Origin of the sequence: Streptomyces sp. NPDC006326, assembly GCF_040612915.1 — a bacterium.
Lineage (GTDB): Bacteria > Actinomycetota > Actinomycetes > Streptomycetales > Streptomycetaceae > Streptomyces.
Genome location: NZ_JBEXRC010000036.1, coordinates 21,047 through 40,648, shown reverse-complemented (window position 1 = coordinate 40,648; position 19,602 = coordinate 21,047). Strand labels below are relative to the sequence as shown.

At 75.1% G+C, this 19,602-nt stretch carries 18 protein-coding genes and 1 pseudogene; 10 read left to right on the top strand and 9 right to left on the bottom strand.

Translation table 11 applies throughout. The features are described from left to right. Nucleotides 1-46 precede the first annotated feature (46 nt). Complete coding sequence (locus ABZ128_RS25175; protein ID WP_356851074.1) at nt 47-1,030, bottom strand: winged helix-turn-helix domain-containing protein; 984 nt, start codon at nt 1,028-1,030, stop codon at nt 47-49. A gap of 77 nt (nt 1,031-1,107) precedes the next feature. Between ABZ128_RS25175 and ABZ128_RS25170 the strand changes: the two genes are divergently transcribed. Further along, complete coding sequence (locus ABZ128_RS25170; RefSeq protein WP_356851073.1) at nt 1,108-2,241, top strand: alpha/beta fold hydrolase; 1,134 nt, start codon at nt 1,108-1,110, stop codon at nt 2,239-2,241. On the opposite strand, the gene ABZ128_RS25165 is transcribed toward ABZ128_RS25170, so the two are convergent. Continuing rightward, the gene (locus ABZ128_RS25165) at nt 2,219-3,148 is read right to left on the bottom strand and encodes a LysR family transcriptional regulator (RefSeq protein ID WP_356851072.1); all 930 of its coding nucleotides are present in this window, start codon (nt 3,146-3,148) and stop codon (nt 2,219-2,221) included. The two genes, ABZ128_RS25170 and ABZ128_RS25165, sit on opposite strands and share 23 nt — an antisense overlap. Nucleotides 3,149-3,218: 70 nt before the next feature. Here ABZ128_RS25165 and ABZ128_RS25160 point away from each other — a divergent pair, with 70 nt between their 5' ends. Beyond that, nucleotides 3,219-3,830 (top strand): short chain dehydrogenase, encoded by a 612-nt coding sequence (locus ABZ128_RS25160; protein WP_356851071.1) that lies wholly within the window; start codon nt 3,219-3,221, stop codon nt 3,828-3,830. 30 nt (nt 3,831-3,860) lie between these two features. Here ABZ128_RS25160 and ABZ128_RS25155 read toward each other — a convergent pair whose 3' ends face one another. Further along, nucleotides 3,861-5,516 (bottom strand): FAD-dependent monooxygenase, encoded by a 1,656-nt coding sequence (locus tag ABZ128_RS25155; protein WP_356851070.1) that lies wholly within the window; start codon nt 5,514-5,516, stop codon nt 3,861-3,863. 93 nt (nt 5,517-5,609) lie between these two features. Further along, the gene (locus ABZ128_RS25150; protein WP_356851069.1) at nt 5,610-6,635 is read right to left on the bottom strand and encodes a cation diffusion facilitator family transporter; all 1,026 of its coding nucleotides are present in this window, start codon (nt 6,633-6,635) and stop codon (nt 5,610-5,612) included. 186 nt (nt 6,636-6,821) lie between these two features. Here ABZ128_RS25150 and ABZ128_RS25145 point away from each other — a divergent pair, with 186 nt between their 5' ends. The 4 genes from ABZ128_RS25145 (at nt 6,822) to ABZ128_RS25130 (ending at nt 10,923) form a co-directional block, all read left to right on the top strand. Beyond that, on the top strand, nt 6,822-7,571 hold the full coding sequence (locus ABZ128_RS25145) for an SOS response-associated peptidase (protein WP_356851068.1): 750 nt from the start codon (nt 6,822-6,824) through the stop codon (nt 7,569-7,571). Between the two features lie 405 nt (nt 7,572-7,976). Then, a complete protein-coding gene (locus ABZ128_RS25140; protein WP_356851067.1) occupies nt 7,977-8,555 on the top strand; it encodes a sigma-70 family RNA polymerase sigma factor in 579 nt (192 codons plus the stop codon). A gap of 884 nt (nt 8,556-9,439) precedes the next feature. Beyond that, nucleotides 9,440-10,189 carry an IclR family transcriptional regulator C-terminal domain-containing protein gene (locus ABZ128_RS25135; RefSeq protein WP_356851108.1) on the top strand — a complete coding sequence of 250 codons (750 nt, stop codon included), beginning with the start codon at nt 9,440-9,442 and terminating at the stop codon, nt 10,187-10,189. A gap of 176 nt (nt 10,190-10,365) precedes the next feature. Beyond that, entirely contained in the window at nt 10,366-10,923 is a 558-nt protein-coding gene (locus ABZ128_RS25130) for a TetR/AcrR family transcriptional regulator (protein ID WP_356851066.1), read from the top strand. Here ABZ128_RS25130 and ABZ128_RS25125 read toward each other — a convergent pair. Further along, a pseudogene (locus ABZ128_RS25125) lies at nt 10,920-11,068 on the bottom strand (GNAT family protein); the annotation flags it as partial. The gene ABZ128_RS25130 and the pseudogene ABZ128_RS25125 sit on opposite strands and share 4 nt — an antisense overlap. A gap of 155 nt (nt 11,069-11,223) precedes the next feature. Here ABZ128_RS25125 and pgm point away from each other — a divergent pair. The 4 genes from pgm to ABZ128_RS25105 all read left to right on the top strand — a co-directional run bounded on the left by pgm (nt 11,224) and on the right by ABZ128_RS25105 (nt 16,053). Then, complete coding sequence (gene pgm, locus ABZ128_RS25120; protein ID WP_356851065.1) at nt 11,224-12,864, top strand: phosphoglucomutase (alpha-D-glucose-1,6-bisphosphate-dependent); 1,641 nt, start codon at nt 11,224-11,226, stop codon at nt 12,862-12,864. 165 nt (nt 12,865-13,029) lie between these two features. Then, nucleotides 13,030-14,274 (top strand): monooxygenase, encoded by a 1,245-nt coding sequence (locus ABZ128_RS25115; RefSeq protein WP_356851064.1) that lies wholly within the window; start codon nt 13,030-13,032, stop codon nt 14,272-14,274. Continuing rightward, entirely contained in the window at nt 14,267-15,427 is a 1,161-nt protein-coding gene (locus ABZ128_RS25110) for a GDSL-type esterase/lipase family protein (RefSeq protein ID WP_356851063.1), read from the top strand. Before ABZ128_RS25115 ends, ABZ128_RS25110 begins: the two co-directional genes overlap by 8 nt. Before the next feature lie 110 nt (nt 15,428-15,537). Then, a complete protein-coding gene (locus ABZ128_RS25105) occupies nt 15,538-16,053 on the top strand; it encodes a histidine phosphatase family protein (protein ID WP_356851062.1) in 516 nt (171 codons plus the stop codon). 7 nt (nt 16,054-16,060) lie between these two features. Here ABZ128_RS25105 and ABZ128_RS25100 read toward each other — a convergent pair whose 3' ends face one another. The 4 genes from ABZ128_RS25100 to ABZ128_RS25085 form a co-directional block, all read right to left on the bottom strand. After that, nucleotides 16,061-16,555, bottom strand: coding sequence for a hypothetical protein (locus ABZ128_RS25100; RefSeq protein WP_356851061.1), 495 nt, complete (start codon nt 16,553-16,555; stop codon nt 16,061-16,063). 71 nt (nt 16,556-16,626) lie between these two features. After that, nucleotides 16,627-17,826: an anhydro-N-acetylmuramic acid kinase gene (locus ABZ128_RS25095; protein ID WP_356851060.1), complete on the bottom strand. Its 1,200-nt coding sequence runs from the start codon at nt 17,824-17,826 to the stop codon at nt 16,627-16,629. Continuing rightward, entirely contained in the window at nt 17,823-19,166 is a 1,344-nt protein-coding gene (locus ABZ128_RS25090; RefSeq protein WP_356851059.1) for an MFS transporter, read from the bottom strand. Before ABZ128_RS25090 ends, ABZ128_RS25095 begins: the two co-directional genes overlap by 4 nt. Nucleotides 19,167-19,242: 76 nt before the next feature. Continuing rightward, a complete protein-coding gene (locus tag ABZ128_RS25085; RefSeq protein WP_356851058.1) occupies nt 19,243-19,437 on the bottom strand; it encodes a hypothetical protein in 195 nt (64 codons plus the stop codon). Nucleotides 19,438-19,602: the final 165 nt, after the last annotated feature.

Below are 19,602 nucleotides of genomic sequence, written 5' to 3'. Positions count from 1 at the left end.
CGTGTGACACGACGCGCGGGCCCGGCGCGATCCGAAAAGACGCGGCCTAACCGGCGGCCGGGCCGCCGGCGAGCCACAGCTCGGCCAGGGGCGTACGCGCGTGGTGGACCGAGCGGCCCGTGCGGGTGGTGGTGAGCAGGCCGGCGGCGCGGAGCGCAGAGGCGTGGGCCGACGCGGTGGCGTTGCTGACGCCGATGCGGCGCGCCAGCCCCGTGGTCGTACGGGGCTGGTCCAGGCAGTGCAGCAGCGCGAGCCGGGTACGCCCGAGGACCCCGGCGAGGGGCTCGTCCGGTGGGCCGTTCCGGTCCGGAACGAGCGGCAGCCCCCGGCCTGCGGGGTAGGCGAGCGCCACCGGACGGTCCGGCAGGTCCTGGACGAGGGGGCCCTGCCGCCAGTGGAAGGTGGGCCGCAGGACCAGTCCGCGCCCGCCGAGCCGCACCTCACGCACCCCCGGGACGTCCGGACGGGGCCATTCCCAGACTCCGCCGCACAGCCGCGACCTCGGTGCCAGGCCGGTCAGGGCGGCTCCCAGGCCCTGTTCGGCAGCGGTCAGGGCATGGTGGGTGAACTCCGCCCGGTGCAGGTCCTGGACTAGCGGCCACACCGGCGCGAGCACCGACTCGTACGCCGTCCGCTGCGCCCGGACGAGGGTCCGCCAGGCGTCCGCGTCCCCGTCGTGCAGGGCGCGGATCCACGGCGGGGCCGGCCGTCGTGCGTAGACCTCCTCGATGCCGGCCCGCACGAACTCCGGGCGGGCCGCCCTGATCAGCGCGAACCCCTCGTCGGGTGTGTCACCGAGGACGTCGAGGAACGCGGGGGCCCTCCCGTCCGGCACCAGGTCCGCGAGCGGTCGGACCGCGTGCGGCAGGTTCCTCAGCAGCCTGCTGCGCCAGCGCCCGAACAGCAGTTGCTCGTGCGGGGCGCCCAGCATCATCAGGGCCGCGTGCAGCTCGGGTACGGGCGAGGGCCGCGGTGCGAAGCGCACCCGGGCGAAGTCGTCCGCCGTGAAATGGATCCGGATCACGCACATCCCCCTGCCCCGCGCCAGCCTTTCGGTTTAGGCCGCAAGCTTCGCCCGCCGCCGCGCCCGCCCCCAGGATGCCGTGCATGACCAATCCCTCCGCACCGGGCCGCCGTTCCTTCGCCAAGGGCGCCCTCGCCGGCGCCGCCGCCCTGTTCCTCACGACCACCGCCACCGGCTCCGCCGCGGCCTCGGGACACCCGGGTGCGCCCCTCCTCCGGCTGCCCGCGCCCACCGGCCCGTACCCCGTCGGCGCCCGCGTCCTCCACCTCGTCGACCGGTCCCGCAACGACCCGTGGGACACCCGGATCGGCGTACGCGAGCTCATGGTCACCGTCCTGCGGCCGGCCGTGAACGGCCGGGGCTTCCCGCGCGTCCCGCAGCTCACGCCCGGCGCCGCCGGGGCGTTCGCCGTCCTCGCCCACCTGGTCCGTCCGCACCTGCCGGCCGCCGGGGTCGACTGGGCGGCCACCCTCACCCATGCCCGGGCCGGGGCCCCGCCCCTGCCCGGCCGGCGCCCGGCACTGCTCTACAGCCCGGGTGGCGGCGACGCCCGCACCATGGGCAGCTCCCTGGCGATCGACCTCGCCTCGCACGGCTGGACCGTCCTCACCGTCGACCACCCCGGGGACGCGAGCGAGGTGGAGTTCCCCGACGAGCGGCCGGGACGTGACCGGATCCGCATGACGGTGCTGCGTCCGGACCTCGACGCGGCGACGTTCCGCACCATGATCGAGACCAGGGTCGCCGATCTCCGCTTCGTCCTCGACGCCCTCGGCCTGGACCGGGCCGGGGTCTACGGGCACTCCGCGGGCGGCACCGCGGCCGCACAGGCGCTCCACGAGGACCGGCGCATCACCGCCGCCGTCAACCTGGAGGGATACCTCGACCGGATGGACGGAGAACTCCTGCCCGTGGCCCGGCAGCGAACGGACCGGCCGCTGCTCCTGGCCGGCACCGACGGTTTCCGCGACGCCCGGCTGGACCGGTCCTGGGCGGCCCTCCTCGCCCACGGGGGCCCGGTCGTCCGGCGGCAGCTCGACGACGCCCACCACTGGGCCTTCACCGACTACGCGGCCCTCGTCCCGCAGCTCGAAGGGGCCGGCCTGATGACCGCGGCCGGACGCGCCGCCATGGTCGGCCGGGCCGACCCCCGCGTCACCGTGCCCGCCGTCCGCGACCTCGTGCGGTCGTTCTTCACCCGTCACCTGGCGAGGTGAGCGCCCTCGCGAGCGCGGCCGCGCGGCGCGGCGCCGCGGGCTGGAGGCCCGTGGCCGGGAGAACGCGGCGGGCGTGGGCGCGGAAGGCCCCGGTCTGCGGATGCGTCGGGGCCGCGGGGGACAGGAAGTGGACCGTCACCGGCGGGACGTCGCTGAGCGGCAGGTAGCGGACGCCCGGATACGGGTGGCTGTGCCGGGTCGCGTCCGCGGTGACGCCGACGGCCTCGCCCGTCGCGATGGCCGTGAGCCACTCGTCGACGTTGGCCACGGTCAGGGACTCCGGGCGGCGCTCGTCCGGCCACAGGGCCGTGCTGGTCGTCGCCGCCGACGCGCACAGGACGACCCTGCGGTCCGCCAGGTCGGCCAGCGCGAGCTCCTCCCGGGCGGCCAGCGGATCGTCCTCGCACAGGGCTGCGATCCGTGGTTCCCGGTACAACGGCAGCACGGAGAGCGGGAGGTCGCCGTCCCCGGGCAGGATCCGCAGGAACGCGGCGTCGATCTCCCCGCGGCGCAGCGCCGCCGCCGGGTCGTCGAGCCGGCGTACCTCGACCGGGACCTCGGGGTGTTCGCGGCGCCACGCGCGCAGCAGCCCCACCGTGTACGGGCCGAGGGCCGCCCAGGCGAAGCCGATGCGCAGGGGACGCGGCCCGGTGGCGGCCTCGGCGAGGGCCTGGTCCACCTGGGCGAGGATGCGGTGTGCGTGCTCCCACAGGCGCCGGCCCGCCGGGGTCAGGGCCAGACGCCGGGTCGTACGCTCGACCAGCGCGGTGCCCAGACGGCGCTCCAGCTGGTCCAGGGTGCGGGACAGTGCCGGCTGGCCGACCCGCAGCACGTCCGCCGCCCCCGTGATGGTGCCCTCGTCGCCGATCGCGGCGAGGGCACGCAGGTGCCGTAGCTCCACATTCATGACCACCGAGCATAAATGCTGTACGGGTGGCATTTCCCCGGCCCGCCCCGGTGGCCCTAGCGTCGGGTCCATGCGAATCCTTCTCATCGGCGCGGGCGGCCGGCTCGGCACCGCCGTCCACCAGGCCCTCACCGCCCGCAACCACACGGTCGTCACCGCCGGACGGTCGAGCGGCGACCTGCGATACGACATCACCGACCCGGCACAGATCACCGCCCTGTACGACGAGGCCGCCCAGGGCGGACAGCTGGACGCGGTGGCGAGCGCCGCGGGCTCGGTGCCGTACAAGCCGGTCGCGGACATGACCCCGCAGGACTGGACGGCGGCCTTCAACGGCAAGGTCCTCGGCCAGCTGGAGCTGGTACGCCAGGGCCTCGGCCGGATCGCCCCGCGCGGCTCCTTCACCCTCATCACCGGCGTCCTCGCCCGCAGCCCGATCGTCACGGGTTCGGCGGCCTCGATGGCGAACGGCGCGGTGGAGGCGTTCGTCCGCGCGGCCTCCGTCGAAATCGCCCCCCAGCGCATCAACGCGGTCAGCCCGACGGTCTTCACCGAGGCCCTGGACGTCTACGGCGCATCCTTCCCCGGCTTCCCGCCCGTGGACCTCGCCGCCGTGGCCCAGGCCTACGTACGCGCCATCGAGGGCCCCGAGACGGGCCGGATCCTCGAACTCGGAGACTAGGTCCGGTCGTGCGGACCAGGCTCGCCCTCCTCACGCCGGCGTACCGGAAGCCCGGAAGACCTGTGCGAGGTGGGCGGTGAGGTCCTGGACGGTCGGGGGGCACAGGCGGGCCCCCAGGTAGCCGTCGGGCCGGACCACGAACACCGTCGGCTCCCCGACCTCGTAGGTCCGGGCGAACTCGCCCCGCGCGTCCCGGTACACCGGCAGCGGGGCCGGCCCGTCCGTGTCGGCCTCCGCGAGGACCGCGCAGGCCTCCACCCGGCCGGGCGCGAAGGTCCGTACGACTTCGGCGAGTTCGGTCAGGGGGCCGTCCCCGAGCGGCCCGGTCCCGTACAGCACCAGCAGGTGCTCGCGGCCGCGCAGCAGGTCGTACAGGCGCAGCGGGTAGGAGGTGAGCCGCCCGGCGAGCCCGCCGCAGTCCGGGGCGCGGTCCCCGGCCTGCGGTCCCCGGCCGGTCCCCGCACGCGTCGGCCGCTGCACGATCGGGCTGCCCCGGTACCCGACCAGCAGCTGGGCCTCGCGCAGCACCAGGGTCGCCGGGTCCGCCGGATCGGCCTGGACGCCCTCGGCGGCGTGCCGCACGGTGCGGCCGACGACCTCCTCGCCGACCGGCCGGCGCTCGGCGTCGTAACTGGCCAGCAGGTCCGGTCCGGCGGCGCCCTCCAGAGCCGCGGCCAGTTTCCAGGCCAGGTTCCACGCGTCCTGGATCCCGGTGTTCATGCCCTGCGCGCCGGTCGGCGGGTGGATGTGCGCGGCGTCCCCGGCGACGAAGACCCGGCCCTCGCCGTAGCGGTCCACCAGCCGGTGGCTGATCCGGAACACCGAGGACCACCGCATCGCGGACGCCGTCGCCGGCCGGGGTGCGAGCCGGTCCAGGACGGCCTGGACGTGGGCCAGTTCGGGGGCCCGGGCGCCGCCTTCCAGGCCGTGGGCCACCCCGTCGCCGGCCGCCGGAGCCGCGGCGGAGAGCTCCGGCGGCACCATCATCGACATCCGGTAGCGGCCCGTGCCCGGCAGCGGAATGCACACCAGCACGTCGTCGACGGCGCCCTCCGGGGTGCGGTGCATGGCCCGCACCCCGTACCCGTACGGCAGGTCCCAGCCGACCTCCACATCGGCGAGCATGTACTCCTCGGGGAAGGCGCCGCCCTCGAAGCTCAGCCCGAGCCCCTTGCGGACGGTGCTGTGCGCACCGTCGCAGCCCACCAGGTACCGGGTCCGCAGCTCCTCCTCCCCGGCGGGGGTGCGCAGCCGGCAGGTCACCCCGTCGGCGTCCTGGGCGAAGGACAGCAGCTCGGTGCCCCGTTCGATCCCCGTGCCGAACCGCGCCAGGCACTCCTCGACGAGCCGTTCGGTCTCGTACTGGGGCAGCGCGGCGAAGCCGTACGGCACCTCCGGCGGGAGCTGCATCCTGACCGGGGGCTGCTCGGCGCCGTTCACGTACGTCAGCTGCCCGCGCAGCGGGACCGCCAGGTCCAGCGCGGCCCGGACGAAGCCCATCCGGTCCCAGATCTCCAGCGTGCGGGGCTGGATCCCCACGGCCTTGGCGAACGGCAGCCGCGCCGGGAGCCGGTCGATGATCCGGCAGCGGACACCGCGCCGCCGCAGTTCGGCGGCGGCCGTCAGACCGACCGGTCCGGCGCCCGCCACGAGTACGTCCGCAGCCGCTCCGTCGCCGTGCACCATGAACGCCTCCCGGTGGATCCCCCCGGAACGGTCCAGCCCTCCCATGGTGGCCCGGAGGCCGCCGGCCGGCCATCGCGCCGGCCGGGACGGCACTCAGGGGGCGTGGTGGGCCAGGGCGGCGTGCGGGTCGCCGTCCTCGGCGGGATGGTCGATGTGGACGGTGGCGGCCGTCAGCCGCGGAACGGCGTGGATCAGCGCGTGCTCGGCCTCGACGGCCAGCGCGTGCGCCTGCACGACCGTGAGCTGCGGATCGACGACGATGTCCGCCTCGGCGCGCAGCGTGTGGCCGATCCACCGCATGCGGACCTGTCCCGTGCCGAGCACTCCGCCCACCCCGCGCAGCGCGCGTTCGGCCGTGTCGACCAGGGCGGGGTCGACGGAGTCCATCAGACGCCGGCAGACCTCGCGTGCGGCGTCCCGCAGGACCAGGGCGATGGCCGCGGTGATGAGGAGGCCGACGACCGGGTCGGCCGCCTTCCAGCCGAGCGCGGTTCCGCCCGCGCCGAACAGGACGGCCAGGGAGGTGAAGCCGTCGGTGCGGGCATGGAGGCCGTCCGCCACGAGGGCGGCGGAACCGATCCTGCGGCCCGTGCGGATCCGGTGGCGCGCCACCCACTCGTTCCCGGCGGAGCCGACCGCCGCGGCCGCGGCGACGGCCCACAGGTGCCCGATGTCGCGGGGGTGCAGGAGCCGGTCCGCGGCCTGCCAGGCCGTCAGCGCGCAGGACACGGCGATGGTGAAGACGACGGCGATCCCCGCCAGGTCCTCGGCGCGGCCGTACCCGTAGGTGTACCGGCGGTTCGCCGCCCGCCGGCCGAGGACGAAGGCGATGCCCAGCGGGACCGCGGTGAGCGCGTCGGCGGCGTTGTGGAGGGTGTCGCCCATCAGCGCCACCGACCCGGACACGGCGACGACGGCGGCCTGGACACAGGTGGTCAGGCCCAGCACCCCCAGGGACAGCCACAACGTGCGCATGCCCTCCCGGGAGGCCTCCATCACCGCGTCGACCTTGGCCGTCGCCTCGTGGCGGTGCGGAACGAGCAGGTGCGCGATCCGGTGCCGGATCCGTGCCGGAGGCCGGCCGGCGGGCGGGTGGTCGCGCGGGTGACGGTGACTCACGGTGCCCTCGCTCTCGACGTGACGGAGAAAGGAGAAGCCGGCGGGTCGCGGAAGGCACCAGCGTAAGCCGTCGGCCACCGGTCGGCCACGGTCCCGGTGCCCGGCGGGCGGACGGGCGGCCGGCGCGCCCGGGGCGGTGCGCGCGCCCCCGTGCCGGGGGAGGCGCCGGGGTGGCATGGTGGTGGTATGTGCGGCCGATACGCCTCCAGCCGAGCCCCCGAGGACCTGGCCGGCCTGTTCGAGGCCCGCTGGGATCCGCGGGAGGCGCTCGCCCCGAGCTGGAACGTCGCCCCCACCGACCCCGTCTGGGCCGTGCTGGAACGTCCGGACCGGGACACCCGCGCGGTGCAGCGCCGGCTGCGCACGGTGCGCTGGGGCCTGGTCCCGTCCTGGGCGAAGGACCCGGGGGTCGGCGCCCGCATGATCAACGCCCGGGTCGAGACGGTGCACGAGAAGCCGGCCTTCCGCCGGGCGTTCGCCAAGCGCCGGTGCCTGCTGCCCGCGGACGGCTTCTACGAATGGCAGTCCGTCCCCGCGACCGCCACGGCGAAGGCGTACAAGCAGCCGTACTTCATCCGCCCCGAGGACGGCACGGTGATGGCGATGGCGGGGCTGTACGAGTTCTGGCGCGACCGGAACGTGCCCGACGAGGACGACCCGGCCGCCTGGCTGACCACGGCCACCGTCATCACCACGGAGGCCGCCGACGCCGCGGGCCGGATCCACCCCCGCATGCCCCTCGCCCTCGACCCCGCCGACTACGAGGCCTGGCTCGACCCCGCCCACGAGGACGTCCACGCCCTGCGCGCCCTCCTCCACACCCCCGCCGAGGGCCGCCTGGAGGTACGGGCGGTCTCCACCGAGGTCAACAGCGTCCGCAACAACGGCCCCCACCTGCTCGACACCGCCGCACCCTCCGGGTCCCAGCGGTCCTGACGGTCCTGACGGACCAGGGGGCCCCGGGGCCCCCGCGCGCCGTCGACGACAGCAGGCGTACGCGGGCGTGATGCGCCCGGACGGCAGAGGGCGCACGCGGGCGTGAGAGGGCGCGCGGTCGGGCCCATGCGCCAGCTGCCCGGAAATTTCGCGGGACCGGCGTGCACAAACGGCCGCCTTCTCCGATGGGGTGAGAAGCAGGGGACCCCTCGGTGATGCGCGGCTGCCGGACCGGGGGCAGGCCCAGCCCCCACCCGTACACCTCACCGGAAGGTTCCGCACCCACGTGAACGCTGTCGAGAGAGTCGCCCCTGTGCTGTTAGCGGCCACCGCGGTCCAGGTCCAGCCACGCGTCACGGTCCACGCCGCGCCCCGGGCCGGCGGTACACAGCCCCGGGGGAACGCATGAACGAGGGCGACTTCGACCCATCGGGGGACCGGGCGGTCTCCAGCGAACTGGCGGGGGTCCTGCCGGTGGACTTCACGGCGTTCCACTCCCAGCACCACCGCGCCTACCTGCGCTACGCCCACCTCCAGCTCGGCGCCGCCAGGGACGCGGAGGACGTCGTCGACGACGCCTTCACCTTCCTCCTGAAGGTGTGGTCGCACGCCCTCAGCCAGGCCAGCCTGAACGGCTTCGCCTGGGCGGTCCTGCGCGAGCACGTCGAACGGCGCCTGACCGCCCTCGGCCGGCCCGTGGCCATGGTGGAGACGGCCTGGTTCGCGGCCCTGCGCCGCTCCTCGCGGGAACGGCTGGAACTGCTGGAGTCCAAGCTCGGCCTGTACGCGGCGATCTCGGAACTGTCCGAGCGCCACTACGACGTGGTGCTGCTGACCTTCCTGCTGGGCAACGACTACGACACCGTCGCCCGGATGATGGGCATTTCCCCCGCCACGGTCCGCTCGCACATCCGCGGCGCACGCCGGATCCTGTCCCGAAAACTCGGGGTGGCATGGGCTCCCGGAGAGGAGAAGGACCAGTGAGCGACATGACACGCGACCGCGACGCCGTGCCGTTCGAGCTGGACGCCGCGTTGAAGGAGGCACAGGTGCTCCCGGAGGAGTTCGCCGGGTACGACGAGTACGCGGCCCGGCGCCGGATCGCCCGCCGCGTCGTCGCCGACCGCACCCGGGCCGCGGGCCGCGGCGGGGCCCAGGGGACGGCCGACCACCTCGTCATGGACGCCGCCTGCCACGTGCGGGCCGCCCGCGCCCTGGACGCCCTGACCGGACACCTGGTGGACAGCAGGGCCTTCGCCGAACTCGCCCTGGAGCGGCAGGCCTGGCCGCACAGCCCCCGGTCCGCCCTGCTGTTCGGGTGCCTGCTGCACCTGGCCGGGCGGATGGAGGGCGCACAGTTCTGGTTCCAGTACGCGGCCGGCGCCGGATCCCGCGCCGCCGCCCAGTGCCTCTACCTCCACCACCTGGCCCGCGCCGAGGTCACCACGGCCCGGCACTGGAAACGCCAGGTGCAGAGCCTGCCCGCGGACGACGGCCTGCCCGCCCTGCTGGCCCTCCCGGACAACCTGGAAGGGGCCCTGGCGGCTTCGGTGATCTGGACCTCCCCGCCCATCACCACCCAGGACCTCACCGCCCTCACCGCCCCGGGCCGCCTGGGCGGCGACCGCTACCGGCTCGCGCCCCGGCTGCGCAGGGCGGTCGCCTCGCTCGTCCCGCGGGAGGACCCGGACCTGGGCGAGGTCTTCACCCCGGGTCCCCAGTTAGCTGCCGCCATCGCCCGCCACGCGCAGCTCGGCGGCGCGCACCTGACGGACGAGGCGAACGGCCGCCCCTCCACGCCCCCCGCGCCGGCGCACCCCCGCTCCACCGGCCGGAGCACCCCCCGGTCCCGCCCGGCCTCGGCCGCCCTGGAGTCCGTACACCAGGCCCTGCGCGTCCTGGAGGTCGTGGGCCGGTACTCGGGCGGCGTGAGCCTGACGCAGATCGCCCGTCGGACCGGGCTGCCCCAACTCGTGCTCGCCCGGGTGATGGAGCGGCTGGTACGGGCGAACCTGGCCACCCCTGCCGGTCCCGGCGCCTACGTCGCGGGCACGGCCCTGGCCCTCACCGCGGGCGTCGGGGACGACGGCCCGGGCCGGCTGCGGCAGACCCTGGCCTGGGTGCGGGACGCGGTCGGCGCCGCCGTCTACGTCGCCCGGTACACCGACGGCGAGGTCGCCATCACCCAGTACGCGGATTCCCCCACCGCGCCGCTCGTCGAGGAATGGGTGGACTTCCGTGCGGCCGCCCACGCCTCCGCGGTCGGCAAGGCCCTGCTGACCCAGCTGGAGGACGAGGACCGCCGGGACCATCTGGCCCGGCACCGGATGGAGCGGTTCACCCCGCACACCCTCACCAGCGAACGGACCCTGTTCCACCAGCTGGACGTGCGCCTGCCCAACGATCCGCTCCTCGACCTCCAGGAGTACGCCATGGGCACGGTGTGCGCGGCGGTGCCGATCACGGCGGGTCCGAACGCGGAGTGCGTCGCCCTGTCGATGCCCGCCCCGGACCCGCACCGCCTGAAGCAGGCCGCCCGCATCCTGCAGAGCGAAGCGGCCGCCGTCCTGCTGGCGCTCATCGTCACCGGAGGCAGCGTGCTGACCCCGACGGCGTAGCGCGGACCCGTGGCGCAGAGGGCCGTCGCAGCCACGTCGCGCGACGGCCCACCGCACACGGGGCGGGCAGCGCCCCTCCGGAGGACCGGAGTCCCGTCTGTACGGTGCCGTACGGTTCGCACCGGCTCCGTCTGTACGATGCCGTACGGATCTGACGCAGCGAGGGGAGACGCACCATGGCCGTGGCCCGGACGCCGCGCGCGAAGTGGATCGAGGAGGGCCTGCGCGCGCTCGCCGAGGGCGGCCCCGAGGCCGTCCGGATCGAGGTCCTCGCACAGGCACTGGGCGTCAGCAAGGGCGGCTTCTACGGCTACTTCGGCAACCGGGGCGCCCTGCTCACCGAGATGCTCGACGCCTGGGAACACGAGGTCACCGAAGCGGTGATCGAACGCGTCGAGAGCGGCGGGGGAGACGCCAGGGCCAAACTGGAGCGCCTCTTCCAGATCGCCTCATCCGGCAGCGGGCCGATCACCGGCATCGCCGCCGACCTGGCCGTCCGCGACTGGGCCCGGCGCGACGAGGACGTCGCGGAGCGGCTGCGGCGCGTGGACGACCGGCGCATGGAGTACCTGCGCTCGCTGTTCCGCACCTTCTGCGCGGACGAGGACGACGTGGAAGTGCGCTGCATGCTCGCCGTCTCCCTGCGCATCGGCAACCACTTCGTGGCCGCCGCCCACGGAACCCGCAGCCGGGCGGAGGTCCTGGAACTGACCCGCGGGTGGCTCCTGCGTTAGCCGGCGCCGGGGTCCCGGCGGGCCGCCCGCCATTCAAGGGGCCAGGACCGACCGGAGTTCCTCGTCGTGCCGCTTGCCCCGGTAGAAGCAGCTCTCGCGCAGGACGCCGTCCCGGGTCCATCCCCAGCCGCCGGGCCACGGCGATGCCGGGCCCGGCTCGATTCCAGGTTGGGCCGGGGCGCGGGGGTCTTCTGGCGCACGGGTCCGCGGGGCGACGACGGGCGGGGCGCCGGTGCGGTGCGGACGGCGGGACGACACAATGACCTGGTTGATCTCTCGACCTCATGGAGGAGCCGGCGGATGCCGAACGAACGAGCGGGACAGCAGGCGCGCCCGGACGATCTGATCGATGTCGCCCGGCTCGTGACCGCGTACTACGCCTTGCACCCCGACCCGGCGGACCCCGCCCAGCGCGTTGCCTTCGGCACCTCGGGGCACCGCGGGTCCTCCCTGGCCACCGCCTTCAACGAGGACCACATCGCGGCGACCAGCCAGGCGATCTGCGAGTACCGGGCCCAGCAGGGCATCGACGGCCCGCTCTTCCTGGGCGTGGACACGCACGCGCTCTCGGAGCCCGCCCGGGTGACCGCCCTGGAGGTCTTCGCGGCCAACGAGGTCACCGTGCTGGTCGACTCGGCCGACGGCCACACCCCCACGCCCGCGGTCTCGCACGCCATCCTCACCCACAACCGCGGCCGCACCTCCGGCCTCGCGGACGGCGTGGTGGTCACCCCCTCGCACAACCCGCCGGCGGACGGCGGTTTCAAGTACAACCCGCCCCACGGCGGCCCCGCGGGCTCCGAGGCGACCGGCTGGATCCAGGAGCGCGCCAACGAGATCATCACGGGCGGGCTGAAGGACGTACGGCGGCTGCCGTACACCCGGGCCGTGGCGGCGCCGACCACGGGGACGTACGACTACCTCGGCAGCTACGTGCGCGACCTGCCGTCCGTGCTCGACCTGGACGCCGTACGCGCCGCGGGCCTCCACATCGGGGCCGACCCGCTCGGCGGGGCCTCCGTGGCCTACTGGGGTCGCATCGCCGAGGAGCACCGCCTCGACCTGACCGTGGTCAACCCGCACACCGACCCCACCTGGCGGTTCATGACCCTGGACTGGGACGGCAAGATCCGGATGGACTGCTCCTCCCCGTACGCGATGGCCTCGCTGATCGAGGGCCGCGACCGCTTCCGGATCGCCACCGGCAACGACGCCGACGCCGACCGGCACGGCATCGTGACCCCGGACGGCGGACTGATGAACCCGAACCACTACCTCGCCACCGCCATCGACTACCTCTACCGGCACCGCGACCGCTGGCCGGCCGGTGCGGGGGTCGGCAAGACCCTGGTGTCCTCCGGGATGATCGACCGGGTGGCCGCCGACCTCGGCCGCGAACTGGTGGAGGTTCCCGTCGGGTTCAAGTGGTTCGTGGACGGGCTGGCCGCGGGCACCCTCGGCTTCGGCGGCGAGGAGTCCGCCGGCGCCTCGTTCCTGCGCCGCGACGGCTCGGTCTGGACCACCGACAAGGACGGCATCCTCCTCGCCCTGCTGGCCTCGGAGATGACGGCCGTGACCGGGCAGACCCCGAGCGAGCGGTACGCCGGTCTCACGTCCCGCTTCGGCGAACCGGCGTACGCCCGCGTCGACGCCCCGGCCACCCGGGAGGAGAAGGCCGTCCTCGCCCGTCTGTCCCCCGAGCAGGTCACCGCCGACACCCTGGCGGGCGAGGCGGTCACCGCGGTGCTGACGGAGGCCCCCGGGAACGGGGCGGCCATCGGGGGCATCAAGGTGGCCACCGAGAACGCCTGGTTCGCGGCGCGCCCCTCGGGCACGGAGGACGTCTACAAGATCTACGCCGAGTCCTTCCTCGGCCCTGACCACCTGAGCCGGGTCCAGGAGGAGGCCCAGGGCGTCGTATCGGCAGCACTGACGGGCTGACGGGCTGACGGCTGAGGGGCCGACGCGTCGACGGCCCGGCGGGCAGCCCTGCGGGCCGTGCTCCCTTGCCGAATCCCCCCTGCCTGCCGGAGAGTCCCCGTAGGCGGGTCCGCCGGTCGCGGCAGGGGGACCGGTGCGCGGGACCGGCGAGTGGAGGGAGCAGTCATGCAGGGCGGTACGGTCGCGGTGGTCGGCGGGAGCATCGCCGGATGTGCGTTCGCCTCGGCGGCGGCGCGCGCGGGCGCGGACGAGGTGGTGGTGCTGGAGCGGACCCGCGGGCGGCTCGCCGACCGGGGACTGGGACTGTGCGTCCACGACGACCGGGCCGCCGAACTCGCCGCGACGGGCGCCCTGCCCGCCGGGATCGCCGCCCACCGGCTGACCCGGCGCCGGTGGGTGGTCCGCGACGACGCGGCCGGACCGGCCGGGCGGATGTTCTGGGAGCAGCCGTTCCCCTTCCACTCGTACCACTGGGGGCTGCTGTGGCGGGGGTTGCGGGAGGCGACGCCCGCGGCGGTGGTCTACCGCCAGGGCGTGACCGTGACCGGGGCGGCCGACGCCGGCGACCGCGCCGAGGTGCGGCTCGCGGGCGGCGCCGCCGAGCACTACGACCTGGCCGTCGGCGCCGACGGGTACCGCTCGGTGGTACGGGAGACGGTCTGCCGTACCTCGCGCCCCGAGTACGCCGGGTACGTCTGCTGGCGCGGGAACTTCGACGCCCGGCGGCTGGCGGAGACCGGCGGGGCGGAGTTCCCCGGTGACGCGGTGACCACCGTCTGTTTCCCGGGCGGCAGTTGTGTCGTCTACCGCATCCCCGGACCGGACGGGCCCCGGGTGAACTGGGTCCTGTACGCGATGCCCCCGCAGACCGGGCAGCTGCGGCTGGACGACCCCACCAGCTTCCCGCCCGGCCAGGTGACGGACGAACTGGCCGCCGCGCTGGCCGAATTGCTCGACCGCGGGTTTCCGCCGTACTGGGCCCGGGTCATCGGGCTGACCGATGCGGAGCACACCTACGTCCAGCCCATCTACGACCTGGAGAGCGCGCACCCCACCGCGGGACGCTTCCTGCTGGCGGGCGACGCGGCCGTCGTGGCGCGCCCGCACACCACCAGCGGTGCGGCCAAGGCCCTCCAGGACGCCAGTGCCTTCGAGGCCGCCTGGCGGGCGGCGGACTCCTGGGACGAGCTGGTGAACACCTACCGGACGGCCCGGGCCGCCGCGGGCCGCGAGCTCGTCGCCCTGGCCCGCAGGCTCGGCCGGGCCCAGGTGGAGCGCACACCCGCCTGGGCGGCGATGAACGCCGGTGAGGCGCAGGCCTGGTGGCAGGACCAACTCGCGGACGCGGCGGACATCGGCGGCCAGTCCATGACCGCGCCGGGGCCGCACGTAGGGTCGTCACGTGACTGACTGGATCACCACCCCCATCGACACCCGCATCCTGCACGGTGCGCTCGACCTGGAGCGCACCGCGCACGGGCTGCTGCCGTACCGGCTGCCCGCCCGGGCCCGACGCCAGTTCCCCGACGCCCGGCTGCTCATGGCCGCCTCCCAGCCCTCCGGCGTACGGCTGTCCTTCCGCAGCCGGGCCACCGCCGTCGAGCTGGACGTGCTCCCCACCAAGACGCTCTACCGGGGGATGGCCGCCCCCGCCGACGGGGTGTACGACCTCCTGGTCGACGGCCTGTTGGCGGGACAGGCCCGGGTGCCCGGAGGCAACCTCCGTACCCTCGACATGGCCACCGGGGCGGAGGAGGTGCGCTCCGGCCGCCCCGGCACCGTCCGGTTCACCGGCCTGTCCGGGGACGCCAAGGACATCCAGATCTGGCTGCCGCACGGGGAGACCACGGAGCTGATCGCCCTGCGCACGGATGCCCCCGTCGAGGCCGCGGCGGCCACCGGACGCCGGGTGTGGCTGCACCACGGCAGTTCGATCAGCCACGGCTCCGCGGCCGGGAGCCCGACCGCCACCTGGCCGGCGCTGGCCGCCACCCGGGCCGGGGTGGAGCTGATCAATCTCGGCCTGGGCGGCAACGCCCTGCTCGACCCCTTCACGGCGCGCGCGATGCGCGACACCGCCGCGGACCTGCTCAGCGTCAAGATCGGCATCAACCTGGTCAACACCGACCTGATGCGGCGGCGCGCCTTCGCCCCGGCGGTGCACGGCTTCCTCGACACCCTCCGTGACGGACATCCGACCGCGCCGCTGCTCGTCGTCTCTCCCGTCCTGTGCCCCCTGCACGAGGAGACCCCCGGTCCCCTCGCGCCGGACTTCTCGGACGGGAGACTGCGCTTCCGGGCCCTCGGGGACGCCTCGGACCCCACGCGGCTCACCCTCACCGTCATCCGCGAGGAGCTCGTACGCATCACGGAGCAACGGGCGGCGGAGGACCCGCACCTGTACTACCTGGACGGCCGCTGCCTCTACGGGGAGCGCGACTTCGCCGAGGTGCCGCTCCCCGACGGGCTGCACCCGGACACGGCCGGCCACCGCCTGATCGGCGAACGCTTCGTGGAACGGGCCTTCGGCGAGGGCGGCCCGTTCGCCGTGAAGGGCGCCTGAAGAGCCGGAACGCTGTGCACGTGCTTCTCGTACTTTGTTCAACACCTGGTTGGCCGTGCAGACGGCAGGCGGGCGTGCCACCGTGGGAGGAGCTGTGAGAGGGGTGGACCATGCCCGAAGCCGAGCGTCGGATCGTCCTGGTCCGGCACGCCAAGGCAGTTCCCAAGGACGCCGCCGAGGACTTCGAGCGCGCCCTGGCGGACCGGGGCCGCCACGACGCGCCCAGGGCGGGCGAATGGCTCGCACAGTCGGGCGTCGCCGTCGACCTGGCCCTGTGCTCCTCGGCCCGCCGCACCCGCCAGACCTGGCAGTTGATGCTGGCGCACTGGCCCACGCCGCCGCCGACCCGCTACGACGACAGGCTCTACGACGCCGATGCCGACGACCTGCTCGACGTCGTGCGGGAGAGCGCCGACGACCTGACCGGCCTGCTGCTGGTGGGCCACAATCCGGCCATCCACCAGCTCGCGGACGGCCTGTGCGGCGGCGGCCCCAAGGACCTGGTGCGCGTCCTGCGCACGTCGTTCCCCACGTCGTCCGTCGCCGTGCTGACCGCGACCGGAGCCTGGCGGGACATCGCCCGGGAGTCCGCACACCTGGCGGAGCTCTGGACGCCCGGCCACTGAGCGCCCGTCATTCCAGACGGCGAGCGGCCGCTTCGAGGAAGGCGCCGACCGCCGCCTCGAACCGGGCCTCGACGGCGCGGAGGGCCTGTCGGTCCTCCGCCTCGCCGAGCTCGCCGAGCCGTGCGGAGACGGCGTCCATCAAGGGCGACAGGGGCGCACCGCCGCCCTTGCCCACGCCGTCGCCCCCGCCCACGACCAGCCGCAGCCGGAACGCGGCCGCCTCGGCCGCTGCGCCGAGGCGGTCGCACTCCACTTGGGCTGCCGCGAGGTCCCCGTCGCGCGGGGTGCGCCGCCGACGGAACCACAGGGTGATCACGGCACGCTTGAGTTCGGTCACCGCCCCCGCGTAGGCGCTGTAGGCCGTCAGCTGCTCCTGACGGATCCGTTCCTGCCGGCTCACTGCCTCGGCGCGCTCGGCGCCGCGACGCTGGAACAGGTAGCTGCTCCACGCGCCGACCACAGTGCCCACCACGGCGACCACGCCGGCCAGTACGGTGTCCATGCCGCCGAGTCGACCACGGGCCCCCGGTCGCCGGAGTCGACTTTGCCGGTTCCGGGCCGTTCTGCCGGCCGTCAGGCCGGGGCCGCTCGTACGAGCAGCTTGTGCGGGGCGCGGGCCGGACCGGCCGGCAGGCGCAGCGGGCGGCTGCCGGGGGTGAGGGAGCCGAGGATCCGCGGCCCCGCCGCTCCCGTGCACGCCGGGGCGTTCCCGGGGAGACCGTGCAGGGTGAGGTGGCCCAGCACCGCGAAGGCATAGGCCTCCTTCGCCTCGGCGGGCAGCCCCAGCTCGTGCGATCCGCGCACCACGGCGGCGCTCCCCACCTCCTCGCCGAGCATCGCCATCAGCGCCGGATTGCGGACGCCGCCGCCCGAGGCGAAGACCTCCGTCACCCCGTACGGGAGCACCGCCGCCGCCACGGTCCGCGCGGTCAGCCGGGTCAGCGTGGCGACCAGGTCCTGGGGCCGCAGCTCACGGAACCCCGCCAGCCGGTCGTGCAGATAGCCCGCGTGGAACAGTTCCTTTCCGGTCGTGCGGGGAGCGGGCATCCGGTAGTACGGATCCGCCAGCAGCCGTTCCAGCAGCGCCTCCTGGACCTGACCGGCGGCCGCCAGGGCGCCGTCCTCGTCGTACGCGCGGCGCCCGCCGGTCAGTTCCCGCACCGCGGCGTCGATCAGCGCGTTGCCCGGACCGGTGTCGAAGGCGACCGGAGCACCGTGAGGACCCCCGCCGCCGCCCGCCACGGTGACGTTGGCGATCCCCCCGATGTTCAGGGCGGCCGGAACGCCGGGACGCCCCCGCAGCAGCATCAGGTCGACCAGGCTGACCAGCGGTGCGCCCTGCCCGCCCGCCGCCACGTCGCGCGGCCGGAAGCCGGACACCACCGGGCAGCCGGTGCGCTCGGCGATCCACGCCGGCTCGCCCAGCTGGAGCGTGCCGTGCACCCGGCCCCCGTCGGCCCAGTGGTACACGGTCTGCCCGTGCGAGGCGACCAACTCGGCCCGCCCCGCGCACAGTTCCCGGTCCGCGCGGACGGCCACGGCCGCGAAGGCCTGCCCGATCCGGGTGTCGAGCCGGCACACGTCGGCCAGGGTGGTGGCCGCCGGCGGCAGGGCCGCGGCGAGGGCCGCCCGTACGTCCGGCGGGTAGGGTTCGCTGACCATGCCCAGCGGGGTCAGGTGGAGCGTGCCGTCCTCGGCGGACAGGTCGAGATCGGCGGCCGCGGCGTCGACGGCGTCGTACGAGGTCCCCGACATCAGACCGATCACTCTCATCGCAACGGCTCCATGTGGTCGTGGCCGCGCAGGGTGGACAGCGCGAGACAACTGAGGGCGCAGGCACCGGCGGCGTAGTACGCCGGAACCCCGGGGTCTCCCGTTCGGGCGGTCAACGTGGTGATGACGAGTCCGGCGCAGCCGGAGAACACCGCGTTGCCGAGGGCGTAGGCCACTCCGAGCCCGGTGCAGCGGACCCGCCGGGGGAACATCTCGGCCAGCATGGCCGGACCCGGCCCGGCCATCAGGCCGACCAGCGCGCCCGAGAGCAGCACCGCCCCGGCCCGCAGCCAGGGGGACCCGCCGGGGGACCGGATCAGGTGGAGCAGCGGGAGGGCGAGCAGGACCACGCAGAGCGCCCCGGCCAGCATCACCGGACGCCGTCCGATCCGGTCGCTCAGCATCCCGGCGGGCAGGATCGAGGCCGCGAACCCCAGCTGGGCGAGGGCCGTGACCAGCAGGGCCTCCCGCACGGAAGTGCCCAGCGTGGCCTGGAGGTACGAGGGCAGGACGACGAGGAAGGTGTACCCGGCCGCGCACCAGCCCATGATCCGCCCGATCCCGAGCGCGACGGCCCGGCCGAGCTCCCCGGGGCGGGCCGGCCCGGGGAGGTCCGGCGGCGCGGGAGCGGCCCGGGGTCCGGCCGGGGAGGCACCGCCGGCGGCGGCCGCGGGCGGCTCCTCCAGCGCCGTGCGCAGCCACAGCGCCACCGCGCCGAGCGGCAGGGCCAGCAGGAAGGGGATCCGCCACCCCCATGCGTGCAGCGCCCCGGCGGACAGGACCGAGGCCAGGCCGGCCGCCGTGCCCGCCCCGGTGAGCAGCCCGAGCGCGACGGTGAACGACTGCCACGCACCGTAGAGGCCCCGGCGTCCCACCGGCGCGTACTCCGTCATCAGGGAGACGGCGCCGCCGAATTCACCGCCCGCCGAGAGCCCTTGCAGGATCCGCAGGAGGGTCAGCAGCCACGGGGCGGCCGCGCCGAGGGCCGCGCGCGTCGGCAGCAGCCCGATCATCGTCGTGGCGCACGTCATCAGGCCGACCACCAGAACCAGGGTGGTCCGCCGGCCGAGCCGGTCACCGAGCCGCCCGAACAGCACGGCGCCCAGGGGCCGGAAGAAGAACGCGAGCGCGAAGGAGGCGTACGTCGCCACGAGGGCCTCGGCCCCGACCGCCGCGCCGGACCCGGCAGGGGTGAAGAAGTTCGCGGCGATGACCGTGGCGAAGCAGCCGTAGACGCCGAACTCGTACCACTCGACGAGATTGCCGACCGAGCCGGCGAGCAGCGCACGACGGGAGGCGGCGCGGCTCCCCGCCGGGGCGCGCAGGACGTCAGGTCTCACCCGTGCTGAGTGCCCGTCCGGCGGGCCGGCGACGCCTGCCGGCTCCCGGGTTCAGCAGATCGGCGGCCCGCGCGGCCTAATGGCCCTCCGGGACGCCGATGCGGGCCGCGATGCGTACCTGGAGCTCGCGCAACCCCATCGCCACGGTGGACCCGGAGGTCAGGTCCACCTCGCCCAGGAGCGCGATCAGCGCCGCGGCCTCGCCCCGGGACAGCAGCGGCAGCCGCTCACCGGGCGCTTCCATGAGCGCCAGCACCTCATCCCACTCCACGGTCCGTCCCCGTCCGTGCCCCGGCGGGCGACCGGCCCGCGATCGCCTTGCTCATCCCTCCAGCCTGCCGGTGATCCCGGCCCCCCGCACGCGGAGCCGGACGCGTCCCCGCCGGGGCATACCGGTTCCGGTGGCCCGCTCGGCCCGGCGTGTTCCGCCCCGGAC

Bases quoted from the DNA above. Each gene is read 5' to 3' on its own strand.
- ABZ128_RS25175 (WP_356851074.1), bottom strand. From the start codon at position 1,030: ATGTGCGTGATCCGGATCCATTTCACGGCGGACGACTTCGCCCGGGTG.
- ABZ128_RS25170 (WP_356851073.1), top strand. From the start codon at position 1,108: ATGACCAATCCCTCCGCACCGGGCCGCCGTTCCTTCGCCAAGGGCGCC.
- ABZ128_RS25165 (WP_356851072.1), bottom strand. From the start codon at position 3,148: ATGAATGTGGAGCTACGGCACCTGCGTGCCCTCGCCGCGATCGGCGAC.
- ABZ128_RS25160 (WP_356851071.1), top strand. From the start codon at position 3,219: ATGCGAATCCTTCTCATCGGCGCGGGCGGCCGGCTCGGCACCGCCGTC.
- ABZ128_RS25155 (WP_356851070.1), bottom strand. From the start codon at position 5,516: ATGGTGCACGGCGACGGAGCGGCTGCGGACGTACTCGTGGCGGGCGCC.
- ABZ128_RS25145 (WP_356851068.1), top strand. From the start codon at position 6,822: ATGTGCGGCCGATACGCCTCCAGCCGAGCCCCCGAGGACCTGGCCGGC.
- ABZ128_RS25140 (WP_356851067.1), top strand. From the start codon at position 7,977: ATGAACGAGGGCGACTTCGACCCATCGGGGGACCGGGCGGTCTCCAGC.
- ABZ128_RS25130 (WP_356851066.1), top strand. From the start codon at position 10,366: ATGGCCGTGGCCCGGACGCCGCGCGCGAAGTGGATCGAGGAGGGCCTG.
- pgm (WP_356851065.1), top strand. From the start codon at position 11,224: ATGCCGAACGAACGAGCGGGACAGCAGGCGCGCCCGGACGATCTGATC.
- ABZ128_RS25115 (WP_356851064.1), top strand. From the start codon at position 13,030: ATGCAGGGCGGTACGGTCGCGGTGGTCGGCGGGAGCATCGCCGGATGT.
- ABZ128_RS25105 (WP_356851062.1), top strand. From the start codon at position 15,538: ATGCCCGAAGCCGAGCGTCGGATCGTCCTGGTCCGGCACGCCAAGGCA.
- ABZ128_RS25100 (WP_356851061.1), bottom strand. From the start codon at position 16,555: ATGGACACCGTACTGGCCGGCGTGGTCGCCGTGGTGGGCACTGTGGTC.
- ABZ128_RS25095 (WP_356851060.1), bottom strand. From the start codon at position 17,826: ATGAGAGTGATCGGTCTGATGTCGGGGACCTCGTACGACGCCGTCGAC.